12 protein-coding genes are annotated in these 15,755 nt (G+C 41.0%); 8 read left to right on the top strand and 4 right to left on the bottom strand.

The annotated features are described in order from the left end of the window. Nucleotides 1–136 precede the first annotated feature (136 nt). The 3 genes from N7U62_RS10545 (at nucleotide 137) to N7U62_RS10535 (ending at nucleotide 4,081) form a co-directional block, all read left to right on the top strand. Complete coding sequence (locus N7U62_RS10545) at nucleotides 137–631, top strand: hypothetical protein (protein WP_264137930.1); 495 nt, start codon at nucleotides 137–139, stop codon at nucleotides 629–631. Between the two features lie 12 nt (nucleotides 632–643). Beyond that, entirely contained in the window at nucleotides 644–1,597 is a 954-nt protein-coding gene (locus tag N7U62_RS10540) for a CPBP family intramembrane glutamic endopeptidase (protein WP_264137929.1), read from the top strand. A gap of 78 nt (nucleotides 1,598–1,675) precedes the next feature. After that, nucleotides 1,676–4,081, top strand: coding sequence for a PKD domain-containing protein (locus N7U62_RS10535; protein WP_264137928.1), 2,406 nt, complete (start codon nucleotides 1,676–1,678; stop codon nucleotides 4,079–4,081). A 233-nt stretch (nucleotides 4,082–4,314) separates the two neighbouring features. Here the strand turns inward: N7U62_RS10535 and N7U62_RS10530 are convergent, their stop codons facing one another. After that, nucleotides 4,315–6,705 (bottom strand): serine/threonine-protein kinase, encoded by a 2,391-nt coding sequence (locus tag N7U62_RS10530; protein WP_264137927.1) that lies wholly within the window; start codon nucleotides 6,703–6,705, stop codon nucleotides 4,315–4,317. A gap of 2 nt (nucleotides 6,706–6,707) precedes the next feature. After that, nucleotides 6,708–7,280 (bottom strand): ECF-type sigma factor, encoded by a 573-nt coding sequence (locus N7U62_RS10525; protein ID WP_264137926.1) that lies wholly within the window; start codon nucleotides 7,278–7,280, stop codon nucleotides 6,708–6,710. A gap of 260 nt (nucleotides 7,281–7,540) precedes the next feature. Here N7U62_RS10525 and N7U62_RS10520 point away from each other — a divergent pair, with 260 nt between their 5' ends. The 3 genes from N7U62_RS10520 to N7U62_RS10510 all read left to right on the top strand — a co-directional run bounded on the left by N7U62_RS10520 (nucleotide 7,541) and on the right by N7U62_RS10510 (nucleotide 10,650). Then, the gene (locus tag N7U62_RS10520) at nucleotides 7,541–9,076 is read left to right on the top strand and encodes a carbon-nitrogen hydrolase family protein (protein ID WP_264137925.1); all 1,536 of its coding nucleotides are present in this window, start codon (nucleotides 7,541–7,543) and stop codon (nucleotides 9,074–9,076) included. A 106-nt stretch (nucleotides 9,077–9,182) separates the two neighbouring features. Next, the gene (locus N7U62_RS10515) at nucleotides 9,183–9,515 is read left to right on the top strand and encodes a hypothetical protein (RefSeq protein ID WP_264137924.1); all 333 of its coding nucleotides are present in this window, start codon (nucleotides 9,183–9,185) and stop codon (nucleotides 9,513–9,515) included. Nucleotides 9,516–9,708: 193 nt separating this feature from the next. Continuing rightward, nucleotides 9,709–10,650: a DUF6263 family protein gene (locus tag N7U62_RS10510; RefSeq protein WP_264137923.1), complete on the top strand. Its 942-nt coding sequence runs from the start codon at nucleotides 9,709–9,711 to the stop codon at nucleotides 10,648–10,650. Nucleotides 10,651–10,693: 43 nt separating this feature from the next. Here the strand turns inward: N7U62_RS10510 and N7U62_RS10505 are convergent, their stop codons facing one another. Then, nucleotides 10,694–12,121, bottom strand: coding sequence for an amidohydrolase family protein (locus N7U62_RS10505; RefSeq protein ID WP_264137922.1), 1,428 nt, complete (start codon nucleotides 12,119–12,121; stop codon nucleotides 10,694–10,696). Between the two features lie 216 nt (nucleotides 12,122–12,337). On the opposite strand from N7U62_RS10505, the gene N7U62_RS10500 reads away from it, so the two are divergent. Further along, entirely contained in the window at nucleotides 12,338–13,927 is a 1,590-nt protein-coding gene (locus N7U62_RS10500; RefSeq protein ID WP_264137921.1) for a S8 family peptidase, read from the top strand. Between the two features lie 7 nt (nucleotides 13,928–13,934). On the opposite strand, the gene N7U62_RS10495 is transcribed toward N7U62_RS10500, so the two are convergent. Then, complete coding sequence (locus N7U62_RS10495) at nucleotides 13,935–14,351, bottom strand: SRPBCC domain-containing protein (protein WP_264137920.1); 417 nt, start codon at nucleotides 14,349–14,351, stop codon at nucleotides 13,935–13,937. 182 nt (nucleotides 14,352–14,533) lie between these two features. On the opposite strand from N7U62_RS10495, the gene manA reads away from it, so the two are divergent. Beyond that, entirely contained in the window at nucleotides 14,534–15,730 is a 1,197-nt protein-coding gene (manA, locus tag N7U62_RS10490) for a mannose-6-phosphate isomerase, class I (protein WP_264137919.1), read from the top strand. Nucleotides 15,731–15,755: the final 25 nt, after the last annotated feature.

Below are 15,755 nucleotides of genomic sequence, written 5' to 3'. Positions count from 1 at the left end.
AAAATTAAGTCTAATTTTGAATCGGCACTGAAGATAGTGATTATTAGTTAATATATGATCAGACCGCCTGAAATCCATTTTTGGATTGTCTGCTGTATGTTTAGTCAATATATTAGCAAAAAAACAACCTCATGCCATGAAAGTTCATAACGTAAAAAACTTCGTTCTTGTATTCAGTCTTCTTATGTTTTCGCAGATAGTTTATGCACAAGACGATTGGAAGCAATATACATGGCAACCTTTCGGCTTAGAATTCGAGTTGCCCTCATCCTATCAGGTGACGACCAATACCCCTGAGGCCCTGGAAGCTATTGGCGAAGGAATCGAGTTTGCGATCTACCCATATGAAGATGAGCAATTGACTGAGCAGGGTCTGTCTGGATTTCTGGTGAAAATGGCTGAAAGGGATTTGAATCTAAGTGAAATCGATGAATTAGAAATCCTGAGTGTTGATGGGATGGCCGCTGGTTTTATTTCAGGCCGAAAGGATGGATTGATGTATTTGGTTTTAGGATTGATCGAAAAAAAGAGCGGAGACAGTTTTTATGCCTATATAGCATTTGAACCTGATCAGGAGGAGGTTGTGGAGGATGCCCTTGCTGTTTTCGAAAGTTTTGGCATGCCAAATTGATTGAACGATTAAATGAAGCAGCTCACTCGCTACCTACGTACATACGTTTCTGAATATTATCACCCAGGACTATACCTTTCGGTTGCCCTCCTGCTTGTTGCCAGCATCGCTTTCAATTATGCTGTTAATTTCGAAAATAGTATCATAGATAGTTATTTCGGTTCTTGGTGGAGATGGCCCATGTATTTTGCTACGATGGCCTTCCCATTCCTGATTACCTGTGTTTTTCTGCACCTTTTCGGATTACAGACTACCTGGTGGCGATCCAAAGAATATTGGTTCTTATTTGTCATTGGTTTTGCCATCATTTCGTTCCAGCGATCTTTTTCCTTTTTTGATTTTATCGTTGGGGACATGCATAGATACGATAGACTTTTCACGCTCAAAGTGATATACAAGGCTCGTTCGATCCTATTTACTACACTACCACTTTTGTTGTTTTATTATTTCTACGAAAGAAAAAGAGATGAACAGCGCAGTTGGTATGGGTTGAATTTTAAGCCTTTTGATTTTCGTCCCTATGCCGTCCTGATTTTAGTGGTGTTTGTGGGGATTGCCATTGCTTCTTTCCTGGGAGACCTGACTAACTACTATCCACGTTACCTCCGAACGGGTGGAGAGCGTTTTGCCAGACTTCATGACTTGCCTTCATGGATTCCAGTTTTGACATATGAGTCGATCTATGGGTTGGGCTTTTTGGGAGTGGAGTTTTTCTTTCGTGGCTTTTTAGTCATTGGGTTCTCTAGAATTTTGGGTGGTCATGCGGTGATTGCCATGGTGGGATCTTATGTCTTTTTACATTTTGGGAAGCCCATTTCTGAATGTATTTCTTCGGCCTTTGGAGGTTATTTGATTGGGATATTAGCGTACTATTCTCGGCATATCTGGGGTGGGGTGGTGCTTCACGTTGCATTGGCGTGGTTCATGGAGCTTTTTGCATGGCTGCAGAAGGTGTTTAACGATTAGTTCTAAAAAAAATCAAAATTATGTGACCTGCCTTTCAAATGTTTGGTGTGTAGATAGGTGAAAGAAAAAAAACCTAATATGAAAACACGAAACATTTTGAAACAGAAAACATGGCTGTTGGTGATAGTCATGATCGTATTGAATAGTTGTGATCCTGATGACGAGAAAGTAGGAAACCCTCCTGTGGCTGATGCAGGGACAGACCTTAGCGCCTCGGTTGGTAGCACTGTCTCCGTAGACGGTAGCGGGTCTTCTGATCCGGATGGTGATCCACTAGAATATTTATGGGAGCTAACTCAAATGCCAGAGGGAAGTAATGCCAGCATGTCTGGAGCTACTATGGCGATTGCTACATTTGAGCCTGACATGGAAGGGGTATATGTGGCTACCCTAACAGTAAATGATGGGAATGATAATATGGATTCGGATGATCTCACTATTACTGTGACTGCTGCAGTAGGCAATCCTCCGGTGGCGGTAATTACCGATGGGGCTGGAGATGCCTTCTCAGATTCTAATGGAAACAATGTAGTAAGTATCAATCAGGAGGTTGTATTGTCTGGAGCGAGTTCTTCAGATCCTGATGGAGATGCGATTACTTACGAGTGGGCTTTAGCTGAGGTTCCATCAGGTAGTGCAGCCACTATCTCAGATATAGAAAGTGCCAACTCATCCTTTACTCCGGATGTAGAGGGTATCTATACCGTTAGTTTGACCATAGATGACGGTAATGGAAATACGCATACGAGTACAGCTGAAATAACTGCCGAGGTAACTCCTGTCATCATAGATAGCGACGTAACCGAAAACACTACCTGGGAAGATGTTTATGATGATCCATCATTGCCTGATTACAGAGTGATTGCCAGTATCGATGTGGATGCCGAACTAACGGTGGCAGCTGGGGTATATGTAGAGGTTGTCGATAATAGGAGCATCACTGTCACTGCCAATGGATATTTGAATGCTGTAGGTACTTCTGAGGACAGTATTAAATTTACCAGTGCCAATATCGATGGCGGAATCTATTGGAAAGGGCTGTTGATCAATTCCGGACATGCCATGAATGAGTTGAGTTTTGTTGAAGTATCTTATGCCGGAGACGAGGCAATCGATTATTTGAACAGCGGATGGAAAACAGCCAATATTGTAGTGGGAACTGATGGTAAATTGAGCATTAGTAACAGTAAGGTGTCCAACTGCAAGGAGGGTGAAGGTATCTACGTAGGAGGAACTCTAGGAGGCTTTGCCAGCAATGAGTTTATAGATAATGCCAGCAATGCCATGGCAATTCCAATTGATGAAATAGGAATGATCGATGGCGATACGGATGTCCAAAACAATGGTGGAGAAAATTATATCAGAATTTATGGTTCCAGTCTAACCGCAAATCAAGGCATGTCAGCTTTGAAAAATGAACAAAGCTATTTGTTAGATGGAGATGTCGAACTGGAGAGCGAGCTGAGTATAGCGGCTGGCGTCAAAATGAGTTTTAAGCAAAATGTTTTCTTACGTGTCTTGGCAGATGGTTCTATTATCGCTGAGGGAAGTGCCAGCGCGCCGATAGTCATGACATCAGCCAATATAGCTGGAGAGTTGCATTGGGGTGGGTTAGAGATCGCTTCGTCCTATGCAACTAATAAATTGGACTTTGTAGAGGTGGATTATGCCGGTGGTGAAGCCATCTTTTATGAAAACAGTTCCTGGAGAACTGCCAATATTGGTGTTCGTAATGCAGGTAAGATAGCGATAACCAACTCTTCGATCAGTAATAGTTCGGGAATGGGGATCTATGCAGGAGCTAACTCAATTATTGATTTTGCTGCCAATGATTTTGTGGACAATGTAGATCATGCCATTTACATGGAGTTCAATGAAGTAGGAACTGTTGATGCTAATACGACTTTTACCGGCAATGGAGTCAATGGAATAAGTGTATATGCTTCGACTATGACCGATGACCAAACTATGACCGCATTATCTGGATCGGCAGTATATCATGTCACGGGTGATATTGATGTAAGTAGTGCTCTGAACGTCTCTGAAGGTGTAAATATGGAGTTTGAAGAGGACGTTTTATTTACTATCAACAATACGGGGTCTATAGTAGCAGTAGGTACCGAGACGAACATGATCGTGATGACTAGTGCCAACCAGGCAGGTAATATCAGGTGGGCAGGCTTGTTACTCAATTCAGCATCATCTTTGAATGAACTAACTTATACCGAGGTGTCGTATGCAGGTTCGGATCATGCTCTGGACTACTTTGATTCAAGTTGGAGATATGCCAATGTCGGTTTGAATGATGCAGCACTGAAAATGAACAATTGTACGATTGCCAATAGTGGTAACGAAGGGTTGATCGTTGGGGCTGGATCTTCGGTCAATGGTCTTACTAATTTGGATTCTGGTGCTGAGACAAGTGTTCAGGCAGTCAATACATTTGAGTCCAATACGAGCATTGATGTTCTGTTTATCAATTGATTAGTAACCATTTGTCATTATAAAGGCTCAGGGCTAGGTGTTGCTAGTTTGAGCCTTTGATACTGCGCCTTGACCCGAATCATGTTTTGATACCAAGATTGACTAGTAGTTAGCTGAAAGGCGGTACTCAGTTAATACTAATGAATCTCTGACATGATTCGGGTTAAACAGGTGTTATTTGATTAGGTGCAGTCTTTCAAAAGCCACCCTTCAGCAGCATTAATGGGTGGCTTTTATTTTTTTGCTAGGAGCAAATTTTTCAACGAGTCTATATTACTCGTATCGATACCCAGTTCCTCTCTAATCTGCTTACACTTATCATAGTACTGAAAAGCTTTGATTGTGTCTTTCTTTCTTTGTTCGTTGTAGGCTTTTTTTAAGTAAGCATTGGAAATGTATTTTTTGGGCGCATTGGTTTCATTAAGCATTTTTAGGCCTTCATTTAGGTAATAGTCTGCAGAGTCCAGATGTCCAATCGAGCTATATGTTTGCCCCGTATTGACTAGTGAAATCCCATATTTATAGTTGGCTCTGTTGCCAAACACATGACGATATACCTGATTTGCCTGGCGACTATATGCTAAGGATTTGTCAAAATTATCCAGTTTATATAGAAGCATGGCATAATTGTCCAGACCCACAGCGTATTTAGAACTCTGATCTCCATAGAGTTTTGCATCGATGGATAATTTTTCTTCATAAGCTTGAATGGCCCGGTCAAATTGATCGATTCTTTGATATAATATGGCCAGGTTGTTCAGAATGCTGGCATATCCAGGGTGTATCTTTCCTTCCGTTTTTGCCACTATTTCAAGGGCGCTGGACAAGGTTTTGATAGCCGCTGAGTAGTTTTTCAAATCCTTTTCAATAGAACCTTTTATATAAAGCGTTTCAGCATATAAGATACTAATGGTGTCTTGCAGGATTTGACTTTCTAAATCTACAGTTTTGTTAATCAAGGAATAGGCCGAATCTAATAGCCCTCTGGTTTTTTGGATGTAGGCGATATTTCGAAGGTAGGAGGTGTAAACACTGTCTTTCTTTAGGTCTAAGGATTCAAATGTGCTAAACAAACGCTTATATATTTTGGCTGCTTTGTCATAGTCTCCATTGTCTCGGTGGTAGAGAGCCAGATTGTCGAGAAGGGTTATCACCGATTGATTGCCTTTAGTGTCTAAGGAATCGAAGATATTCAGGGCTTTTTCTAATGCGATTTCAGATCGATCAAAATCATCAAGTGATCGATATGAGCTAGCAATTACCGCATACATTTCTGCCTTGACTTCCTGGCTGCCCTGATAGGAGGAGATATTGTTATAGCTTTTGTCCAGTAGATCATAGATATTGGTCGTATCACCTTTCGTATTTGAGGGGTTGGCTTCTTCGAAGATTTTCAAGACAAAGTTTTTTGTGGAGTTAGCCAGTTCAGCTTGTCTTTCAGCCTTTTTCTTTTCCTCCAAGGCTTTTTCTTCGTTGGTTTTTGCTATATGAGCTTGATGGAGTGATATACTCGTGCCTACAATCATGGAGATGAATAACAAGCTCATAAGAACAACAGCCCCTAAATTTCTTTTGATGTATTTGGCGCTTTTGTAGCGCCAGTCAGTGGAGTAGGTGGAGATAGGCAGGCCCAAAAGATATTTATTGAGATCTGACCTTAGAGTATTCACGGAAGGGTATCGTTCTTCAGGCGAGCTTTTCAAGCATTTGCCAATGATGGCTTGCAATTCGTGGCTGAGCTGTCCCTTTGCTAACTTTAATTGTTTGTGAATGGTAGACGTCTCTTTATCATAAGGCAGGTCTCCAACAAGTAGTAAGTGTAATAACACCCCTAGTTGATAAATATCTGTGCTGACAGAAATTGGCTTTTGAGTTAACTGTTCTGGAGCTGCATAAGCTGGTGAAGCCATTATTTGTTGGCTAGCTGTATGATTGTCAATTCTTCTGGCTACTCCAAAGTCCAATAGTTTGATGACTCCTCGGTCGGATACCAACAAATTGTTTGGCTTTATATCTAAATGAAGAATGAGCTGATTGTGGGCATGTTGGATGGTGTCACATACAATTAAGAATATTTCTAAAGCTTTTCTCTCACTGGTCGTGTGGTATTGATCAATGGGAGTGCCATTGACATATTCCATGATAATATAGGGCACACCCTTTTTACTCACGCCCCCATCGTAGATTTGAGCAATGTTTTCATGTTTTAAGTTAGCCAGAAATTGTTGCTCCTGACGGAACCGGTCCAGTAGCGTGGCATCAAATGAAGTTTTGGTGAAGCACTTGATGGCGACTTGTTGCTCGAATTGACCATCGTTTCTTTCGGCCAGGTATACCTCGCCCATGCCTCCAGTGCCGATTAAGGATTGTATGAGATACTTGTCTATTTGATCACCTGATCGAAAAACAGGTTCTTGATTATTCTGCAGGCCTTCTGCAATACTACTTTGTAAACTATCAAAGAAAGCATCCGCATTTTCTCCTTCTTCCAGCATATCCAGAAGTGAAGATTTAAGTGATTCATTGTCTTTGCATTCCTCTTCAATGAAGTGTTTTCTTTGTTTTTCTGGTAGGGAGAGGGATGTATGATAGATTCTTTCGAGTTCGGTCCAGGTGAATTCCATGTTTATGTTTGGTGTTGCATTTGGCTATATAGCCAAGCTTTGGTGGTTTGCCAGTTTCTTTTGACTGTGGAGGGAGAAATATTAAGAATGTCGGCGGTTTCGTCCACACTCATGTTGGCGAAAAAGCGGCATTCTACGATTTTGACTTGTCTTTGGTCTTTTTGCTCTAGTTGTTTCAGTACTTCGTCTAGCAATATCAATTCTTTGGAACATTTTTCTGATAGATCGATTTGTTCTTGCCAGTCGTCGATGCATACATGCTCCGAAGAAGCACCCCTTTTGGCTGTGTTCTTTCCTCTTGCTGCATTGAGCAGTACCTGGCGCATAGCCTTGGCTGCTACTCCATAAAAGTGTGATCTGCTTTTCCAATCTGTATCGTTGCGAACTATTTTGAGATAAGCCTCATGAACAATGGCAGTGGTATTAAGGGTCTGAATCCCATAGAACTGAAACCTTATACGATGCGCTATATTTCTCAGCTCTGTATAGATTACAGGAAACACTTTATTGTATGCACTGATATTTCCTTGATTGGCTTCTGCCAACAACTGGGTTATTTCTCCTTGCTTTATCATTTAGGTTAAAATAGTATTTATCGTTGATTTTATAACACAAAGCTAAGATAGATATTGTAGTTGACATCAAATATTACTCAGGTCGACTCTGTATGATATACTTATTAAAGTTTTCCAAGGTATTTCTAATAATATAGACTCTTAGTTGTTTCGATGATTAAAGTTGACAGTATCATGAATTACCGTAATTAGTTCTGGCTCACTTTCTATTATCTAGTGTGAAATCTCGTAAATTCGATGTTTAAAATGATTGGATATTTATGAGCACAAAGACCCCTGATATTGAGAACATTGAGTTGGAGTATCTAAGTATGGATCACTACCAGGAACTGAAGGCAGCTATGATTACTGCCTATTCCGAAGTGGAGGACCCCTACTGGGAAGAGCATCAGATCGAGGCTTTGATTAGCAAGTTTCCTGAAGGGCAAGTAGTCATTATGATTAATGGACATTTGGCCGGCTGTGCTTTATCCATTATTGTAGATTCTAACGCATTTTCAGATTATCATACCTACAAAGAAGCAACTCAAAACTACACTTTTGATACTCATACCGATGAGGGAGATATTCTATACGGGATAGATATTTTCATTAAGCAGGAGTTTAGAGGCTTACGGTTAGGCAGAAGGCTTTATGACTACCGAAAGGAGCTTTGTGAAAAGTTGAACCTTAAGAGTATCACTTTCGGGGGTAGGATCCCCAATTACAGTAAGTATGCGGATAAACTGAGCCCGAAACAGTATATAGAAAAGGTGAAACGCAAGGAGATCAATGATCCTGTCTTGAATTTTCAAATTTCAAATGATTTCCATCCGTCCAAAATCTTACGTGGTTATCTGGAAGGGGATGAGGCTTCCAATGAATTTGCAGTGCTGCTAGAGTGGGACAATATTTACTATGAAAAGCCTACCAAGAAGGTAGTCCCCAATAAGACAGTAGTAAGGATAGGGTTGATCCAATGGCAAATGCGTCCCTACAAGGATATGGATGATTTGATGCAGCAGGCAGAATATTTTGTTGATGCTGTGTCGGGCTATCGCTCAGATTTTGCTTTGTTTCCTGAGTTTTTCAATGCACCATTGATGGCAGAGAACAACCATCTTTCTGAACCTGATGCGATTCGCGAATTGGCTGCCCATACCGAGGAAGTGGTTAGTCGTTTTTCGGAGTTATCCATTTCTTACAACATCAACATTATCACCGGTAGTATGCCGGAGATCAAGCGTGGCAAGCTTTACAATGTAGGCTACCTGTGTAAGCGAGACGGATCGATCGAACGCTATGAGAAGATACATGTGACGCCCGATGAAGAGAAAGTATGGGGTATGCAAGGCGGTAATGAGATTAGAGCCTTTGATACAGACTGTGGCAAAGTAGGAATTTTGATATGCTATGATACCGAGTTTCCAGAACTGGGCCGATTGTTAGCTGATGAGGGGATGGATATCCTATTTGTGCCGTTTCTGACGGATACCCAAAATGGTTATTCCAGGGTGAGGCATTGTGCTCAGGCACGTGCTATCGAAAACGAATGCTATGTAGCGATCGCTGGTAGTGTTGGGAATCTACCCAATGTTCATAATATGGATATTCAGTTTGCTCAGTCTATGGTTTTTACCCCTTGTGATTTTGCTTTCCCTACTAATGGCGTCAAAGCAGAAGCGACTCCAAATTCGGAAATGATTTTGATTGCGGATGTAGATATAGGCCTGCTCCGAGAGCTTAATCAATTCGGTAGTGTGAGAAACCTCAAAGACCGTAGAAAGGATCTCTATCAGGTTTGGAAAAAGAAGTGATGGGTATTATGATTCATAATTTTTCCTGTCACTGAAAATATTTTTGACTAATCATTGGACACTAAAAAAGAAGAGCCTTATAATTGATTAATTAAATGAGGTAGATATGGAAAATCAGAACAAAATCCGAGTAACGCAAGAGTATAGTAAGCTGAGTGAGGAAATCAAAGAGCAGCTTAAACTGGTTTATCCTGAGGGGTTTAGTCAGTTTCTTTTTCAGTTTACCAACAAGGAAGGTAAAAGGACGTCTGCTCTGAGGTTCGAAACAGATGAAAAAATCTACCTGATTCGAATGTCTGTATTGGAAGCACAGCAAATAATCGAAGATGATGATGACTATGATAGCGATGGGCAACTAAGAGAAGAGGTGAGAGATGACTATGAAGACAAGTATTCTGATGTAGACTACCTCTCTGAAAATGAAAATTATGATGGTTAGTATTTAACCGCTTACAATATTGATAACCCCTTGTTTTAACAAGGGGTTATTTTTTTGCCCAAAGAAATCCAATGAATACAAGGGTAAGTTTTTTAGCAATGGATTAGTATTCTCAAATAATTGGCCTTTTCTTAGTGTTAACAAGCGATTAGGGACTCCTAATCGGAATATTTTAAATCTAAAAATCAAAAAAATGCGAAAATTAACCAACCTGGTCTTGATGATGCTATTTGCTATTAGTACTCTTCATGCCCAGAAAACCGACTTATCTCTTAAACTAAAAGAAGGAGAATCCTACAGCCAGATTACTGAGTCCACGGTCAATATCGTTCAGGATATGAATGGTCAAAAAATGAATATGACTATGATCGTGAGTGGTAGCATGACATTCAAAGTCAAAAGCATCAGTAAAGAGGGCTTTTTGATGGATGCAGAATATGATAGTTTGGCTATGACCATGAAGATGCCTCAAGGCGCCATGAGTTATAGCTCTGAAAAGGAAGGAGAGGTTGATCTTCTTTCAGGTGTTTTTGCAGCGATGACTCATAAGCCTTTTGAAGTGCTGATGGCCAAAACTGGAAAAGTAAAAGAGGTGCGTAATATAGAGTCGCTTTGGGAGGATGCAATTGGGCAATTCGAAGGATTACCAGAAGCACAAAAAGAGCAAATCATATCTCAGGTAAGCAAATCCTATGGAGCAGATGCCCTTAAAGGGAATCTAGAAATGGTAACGGCTATTTATCCAGATAAGTCTGTCAAGGAGGGTGAAAGTTGGACCATAGAAACCAAGTTGGAAGCAGGCATGTCTGCCAATGTTACTACTGAGTATACATTTGCTGGAGTTACTTCCTCTTATGCCAATATCAAAGGTGAGGCGACAATCGTCTCTGTTGATTCTGATGAATACATAGAATCTAATGGGATGCAAGTCAAGAATCAAATGTCGGGAACTATGACATCTGATATTCAGGTGGACCTGGAATCAGGCTGGATCAAGGAAGCCAGTGTAAATCAAGATTTGAAAGGAAATACGATCATCAAAGAAAACCCTCAGATGCCCAATGGCATGACCATACCTATGACTATGAGTAGCGAAATGGTGATTCGTGATCAGCAGGTGATCATGATCAAATAAAATTTTGGCCCTCGGATGGAATTAAAAAGCCGGTGGCTTAATTTTATCTAATCCCTACATAACCTTTGGCTGAATCAAAGAGTTTGGGAGAGTTATAGCCCACTCCATTTTTGAACACGATCTTATCTTTTCTGATATTGGCTATGTCTTGACTCAAGTCTCCATTGATTATAATCAAATCGGCTTTCTTTCCTTTTTCGATACTTCCTATTTCACTTTCTTGTTCTAAATATTTGGCTCCATTCACTGTGCATATTTTTACTGCTTCAGGGACTGTAAAGCCCATTTCTACAAAAAGTTCAAGAAGTCTCATGTTGGCATAGCCAGCCACGATGCGGCCGTCATAGGTAGGATCTGTACCCGCTACTAACAGCCCGCCAGCATTATAAAATGCTTTTTCCCATATTTTTCCTTTATTGAAATTGATATAGTCCAGCGAATCGTTGCCTTGCTTTCGTGCCCAACGATTGTATACCTTTTCTTTAGAGCCACTGTAGAGCGCTTCTAATCCACCTCCTGGCAGCACTTCTCTATCGGTATAGGGCTCGAAAACGTTAATTGTGGAGGTTAATGCAACTTCTTTTTTGACGAGATGATCGATGAGAGAGGACATTTCTTTAGATTCTACCGGTAGGTTGAGGAGGGATTGGTGCAATTCAAAAGGTGCACATTGGTCTGTCTCTTTGTCTTTGATAAAGTCGCTGGCTGTAAAGAATCCATGCTCTAGATTGTCTATCCCTATATCTGCAGCTTCACGATAAGTAATAGAACATAGATGCCCTGTTACCTTCATTCCTCTTGCATGTGCAGTTTCTACAATTGCTTTTAAGTCCTCTCTTGTTATGAAATTGTAGACTTTGAATGAAGTGACGCCCATGTCTGCATAGAAATTGACTGCATCGACAAACTGCTGAGTTGTTTCTAGAGTAGGCAGCTCCAGGATTGAGACTCCTTCTCGATCCAGATGAGGGCTAGTCACATCCATATTTGGGCCAGGAATTTTTCCCTGATTGATGGCCTTTTTCAGGTTGATGTCTGATTGAGGCATGATACTTCCAGCAGTTCGTATTGTGGTAGCTCCACCAGCCAGATACAGTCTAGGGAAGGAAAAGCTCATTTGGTCCACTCCATACGTTTTTTCTGGAGTGGATTTTGGGTAGAACATATGCTCATGCAGCATCACCATACCAGGCATGGCACTTTTGCCAGTCATGTCAATCACTGTGGCGCCTTTTGGTGTTTTTAAATCCTGCCCAATGCGTGTGATTAGATCTCCAGAGATTAGTATGTCATGATTTTCTTTTACTTCAGAGCCGGTTCCATCTATTATAGTCAAATTCTTAAGGTGATAGTTCCCCGCTTGATAGGTTACAAATTCAAGGGTTTCATCAGAGAGCTTTTCTTGCGCTACAGTAGGCAATGATGAAAGCAAGGAACAAAGGACTAGTAGGATATTGCCAATGGATTTCATGTATAGAAGGGATTAGGGTTTCTAAGTAATATAACCAATGCAGTTGGGAAGAGGAAATGGGGTTTGCTAGTGGTTCTATTGCGAATGATTCAAATTGGATTGATAAAATAGATTTGGGACTATCAGGCTAGTGGGCTATTATTGAAGTTGACTTGTGTTTTTCGATTGATCTACTATCCTGAAGTCATCATCTTGTTTTAATTAGAACTATTTAATATGAAACTAATCACATTTATTGCCGCATTTATTCTTATCCCCATTTTTTCATTTGCTCAAGCCAATAAGGTAGAGGATTTGGATACTACCTACCTCAACTGGTACAACCAAGATTATGAAGCCACAGGCGTGTTGGGGGCTAGTGTCGATTATGCTTATGATTATTTGGAAAAGGAGCAGCTGGTATCAACTACCGTAGTAGTGGCTGTGATTGATGGGGGAGTGGATATTGATCACGAGGATCTGAAGGAAAGAATTTGGGTCAATGAGGATGAAATTGCTGACAATGGAATCGATGATGATGAAAATGGATACATCGATGATATGCATGGCTGGAACTTCATTGGCAATGCAGATGGGGAAAATGTAAAATATGAAAACCTGGAGTATACACGTCTGGTCAGAGAGAATGATGCCAATAATCCTCTTCTCCCCAGGGCCCAGGAAATGTATGATAATGAGTTAGAGAAAAGAAGGAAGGAAAGAGAGAGCCTCGATGGTTTTATACAGGTGGTGGAAAAAACCTTTTGGATCATCAAAACTAAAACTGGCGTAGAAATAAAAACTGCTGAAGACCTAAAGCGAGTACAGTCAGAAGACCCACAAGTGCTGGCAGCCAAGAAATTTCTTCAGGGAAGGTTTGATGCGGGATTTACTATGGAACTTTTGGACCAGCTAGTCGAACAAAATAGAGATTATTTGGACTATCATTTGAATCAAAATTTTAGGCCTAGAGAGATAGTTGGTGATAATCCTAATGACTGGAAAGATCGTGGGTATGGCAACCCCGACGTGAAGGGTCCAAGAGCAGATCATGGTACTTCAGTAGCAGGAGTGATTGCTGCGGTCAGAGACAATGAAATTGGAATCAATGGGATAGCCAGCGATGTGGAAATCATGGTGGTGAGATCAACGCCTAAAGGAGATGAGAGAGACAAGGATGTCGCACTGGCGATCTACTATGCAGTAGACAATGGAGCAGATATCATTAACATGAGTTTTGGAAAGGAGTTTTCACCTCAGAAGCAATTTGTAGATGAGGCCGTGCGCTATGCAGAACAAAAAGGAGTACTACTTATTCATACCGCAGGTAACAATGGGTTAAATATTGATCAAGAGCCACGCTACCCAACGGATGAATTCCTAGAGGGTGGATATGCAAGCAATTGGTTAAATGTAGGGGCCAGTACTCTGGAGTTAAACAAGGAATTAGTTGCCCAGTTTTCTAATTACGGAGCGGAAGACGTGGATATTTTTGCACCAGGGGTTAACATACTCTCAACTGATACATTGAATACTTACAGCTTGCACGATGGTACGAGTTTAGCCGCTCCGGTTGTTAGCGGAGTAGCAGCATTGGTTTTGTCTTACTATCCAGATCTGCAACCTCTTGAGCTAATAGATATCTTGCTCAGTAGTTCTTTTCAATTCAAGAAACCTAAAAAGGTTTATCTTCCGAATCTTGAAGCAGAAAAACCCAGTAAAGTCAAATTCGATGAATTGTCTACTTCAGGAGGGGTCGTCAATGCCTATTTAGCATTGAAGGAAGCGCAAAAAAGAAATATGGAGGCCTCACTCAAAGGAGGTTGAAAAGGGTCTAGAGACTGTCGCAGTATTTTTTAAAATTGTCCAATATCCCCTGCCAACCTTGCTGTTGCATTTCAATTGGATTTTCTGCTTCTGGTTCGAACATGACAGTCACCAAAGTACCCTCTTTTTGGTCGCTTAATTCTACCGTGACTTCTCGACCATCTTCCATTTGAAAGGAATAGCCTTTGCCATGATCGATCTGCGAATAAGTAGCGATTAAATCAAAGCCAAAGCTTCCATCTTTGGCTTCCATCCGGGCTTGATATTTTCCTCCTACTGCTAGATTGTTGCTGGCAGAGGGGCAGCACCAGTCGTCACTTGCAAAATTCCACTGAGTGATATGCTCTGGTGAGGTATAGCAGTCCCAAACCGTGGACGGGTCTTTTGCTACCCATGCCTCAATATGTATGGCGTTGTCTTTCATTTTTTTATTCTAAAAGTATGCTTTTTCATGAAATCAATCAAGCTGAATTTCTTGTTTGAAAGCAAAAACGAATTTGGTTTGGACTATAAGGATATCGATCTAAATTTGAGTTCAGATCGGTGGTAAGAATTGATCTAGTCCATCAAGTGGTTAAAGATGGAATCATAAAATGAATGAACGGAATGTCTAAATTATTCGCTCTTAAGGGGCAAATCCAGAATTATGCATGGGGAGGTCAATCTTATATTCCTGACCTATTGAATTTCGAAAGTGATGAACATAAATATGCCGAATATTGGTTAGGAGCGCATGTCAATGCACCTGCTCAATTAGAAACAGGAAAAAGTCTGGATGCATTCGTTTCTGAGCAAGGCGCAGAGGCTTTAGGAGAAGAGATCTTTGACAAATTTGGTCGATTGCCCTACTTGTTCAAGGTGCTGGACGTACATGATATGCTCTCGATACAGGTCCATCCTACTAAAGCGGAGGCAGAAAAAGGCTATGCAAGAGAAAATGAAGAGGGTATTCCTCTAACTGCTAAGAACAGGAACTATAAGGATGATAACCACAAGCCAGAAATCATGGTTGCACTTAGCGAATTTTGGTTGCTTCATGGTTTTTTGCCTGAGGAGCAGTTGAAATCTAGTTTGAAAAGCACTTCGGAGTTGAATCATCTGCTAGAGGTGTTCGAGCAGTCGGGGTACAAAGGTTTGTATCAACATGTGATGGAGGAATCTGTTGAACGAACCAATGAAGTATTGAGACCTTTGATCGATCGTATCTTACCCAAATATGAAGCTGGAGAATTACAGAAGGAAAGTGCAGATTATTGGGCTGCCAAAGCTTATTTGACTTTCTGTCCTGAGGGGGATATTGACAAGGGGATTTATTCGATCTATTTTTTCAATATCGTCAAGGTGATGCCTGGGCAGGCCGTTTTTCAAGATGCAGGTATTCCACATGCCTATATGGAAGGTCAAAATATGGAACTCATGGCGAATTCGGATAATGTGCTAAGGGGAGGACTTACTCCTAAGCATGTAGATGTGCCAGAACTACTGAAGCATGTGGCTTTTGAGGAGACCATTCCAAATGTAATGGAGGGCGATCTTCAGGCCGATGGACTGGAGAGAATCTATAAGAGTCCTGCACCTGATTTCGAACTGAGTAAGATAAGTGTGCAATCTGGCGAAAGTTATTTGAAGACAGCTGCTACTGCTGAAATCCTGATTGTATTACAGGGTGAGGTTCAGGCGATTGAAGGAGAAAAAGAAATTCCTTTGAAAAGAGGGGAGGCAGTATTTGCCGCAGCAGCGTGTCAATATAAGATAGAGGCAGATTCATCTGCTGTGCTATACAAGGCGAGCGCCCCAGTTTAAAATCCAAGAAAAAGAGAAAGGAGCT

Source organism: Reichenbachiella ulvae (assembly GCF_025833875.1).
GTDB lineage: Bacteria > Bacteroidota > Bacteroidia > Cytophagales > Cyclobacteriaceae > Reichenbachiella > Reichenbachiella ulvae.
This window is presented reverse-complemented; position numbering and strand designations above follow the sequence as displayed.

Excerpts from the sequence above, each read along its gene's own strand:
- N7U62_RS10545 (WP_264137930.1), top strand. The coding sequence starts at position 137 with ATGAAAGTTCATAACGTAAAAAACTTCGTTCTTGTATTCAGTCTTCTT.
- N7U62_RS10540 (WP_264137929.1), top strand. The coding sequence starts at position 644 with ATGAAGCAGCTCACTCGCTACCTACGTACATACGTTTCTGAATATTAT.
- N7U62_RS10535 (WP_264137928.1), top strand. The coding sequence starts at position 1,676 with ATGAAAACACGAAACATTTTGAAACAGAAAACATGGCTGTTGGTGATA.
- N7U62_RS10530 (WP_264137927.1), bottom strand. The coding sequence starts at position 6,705 with ATGGAATTCACCTGGACCGAACTCGAAAGAATCTATCATACATCCCTC.
- N7U62_RS10525 (WP_264137926.1), bottom strand. The coding sequence starts at position 7,280 with ATGATAAAGCAAGGAGAAATAACCCAGTTGTTGGCAGAAGCCAATCAA.
- N7U62_RS10520 (WP_264137925.1), top strand. The coding sequence starts at position 7,541 with ATGAGCACAAAGACCCCTGATATTGAGAACATTGAGTTGGAGTATCTA.
- N7U62_RS10515 (WP_264137924.1), top strand. The coding sequence starts at position 9,183 with ATGGAAAATCAGAACAAAATCCGAGTAACGCAAGAGTATAGTAAGCTG.
- N7U62_RS10510 (WP_264137923.1), top strand. The coding sequence starts at position 9,709 with ATGCGAAAATTAACCAACCTGGTCTTGATGATGCTATTTGCTATTAGT.
- N7U62_RS10505 (WP_264137922.1), bottom strand. The coding sequence starts at position 12,121 with ATGAAATCCATTGGCAATATCCTACTAGTCCTTTGTTCCTTGCTTTCA.
- N7U62_RS10500 (WP_264137921.1), top strand. The coding sequence starts at position 12,338 with ATGAAACTAATCACATTTATTGCCGCATTTATTCTTATCCCCATTTTT.
- N7U62_RS10495 (WP_264137920.1), bottom strand. The coding sequence starts at position 14,351 with ATGAAAGACAACGCCATACATATTGAGGCATGGGTAGCAAAAGACCCG.
- manA (WP_264137919.1), top strand. The coding sequence starts at position 14,534 with ATGTCTAAATTATTCGCTCTTAAGGGGCAAATCCAGAATTATGCATGG.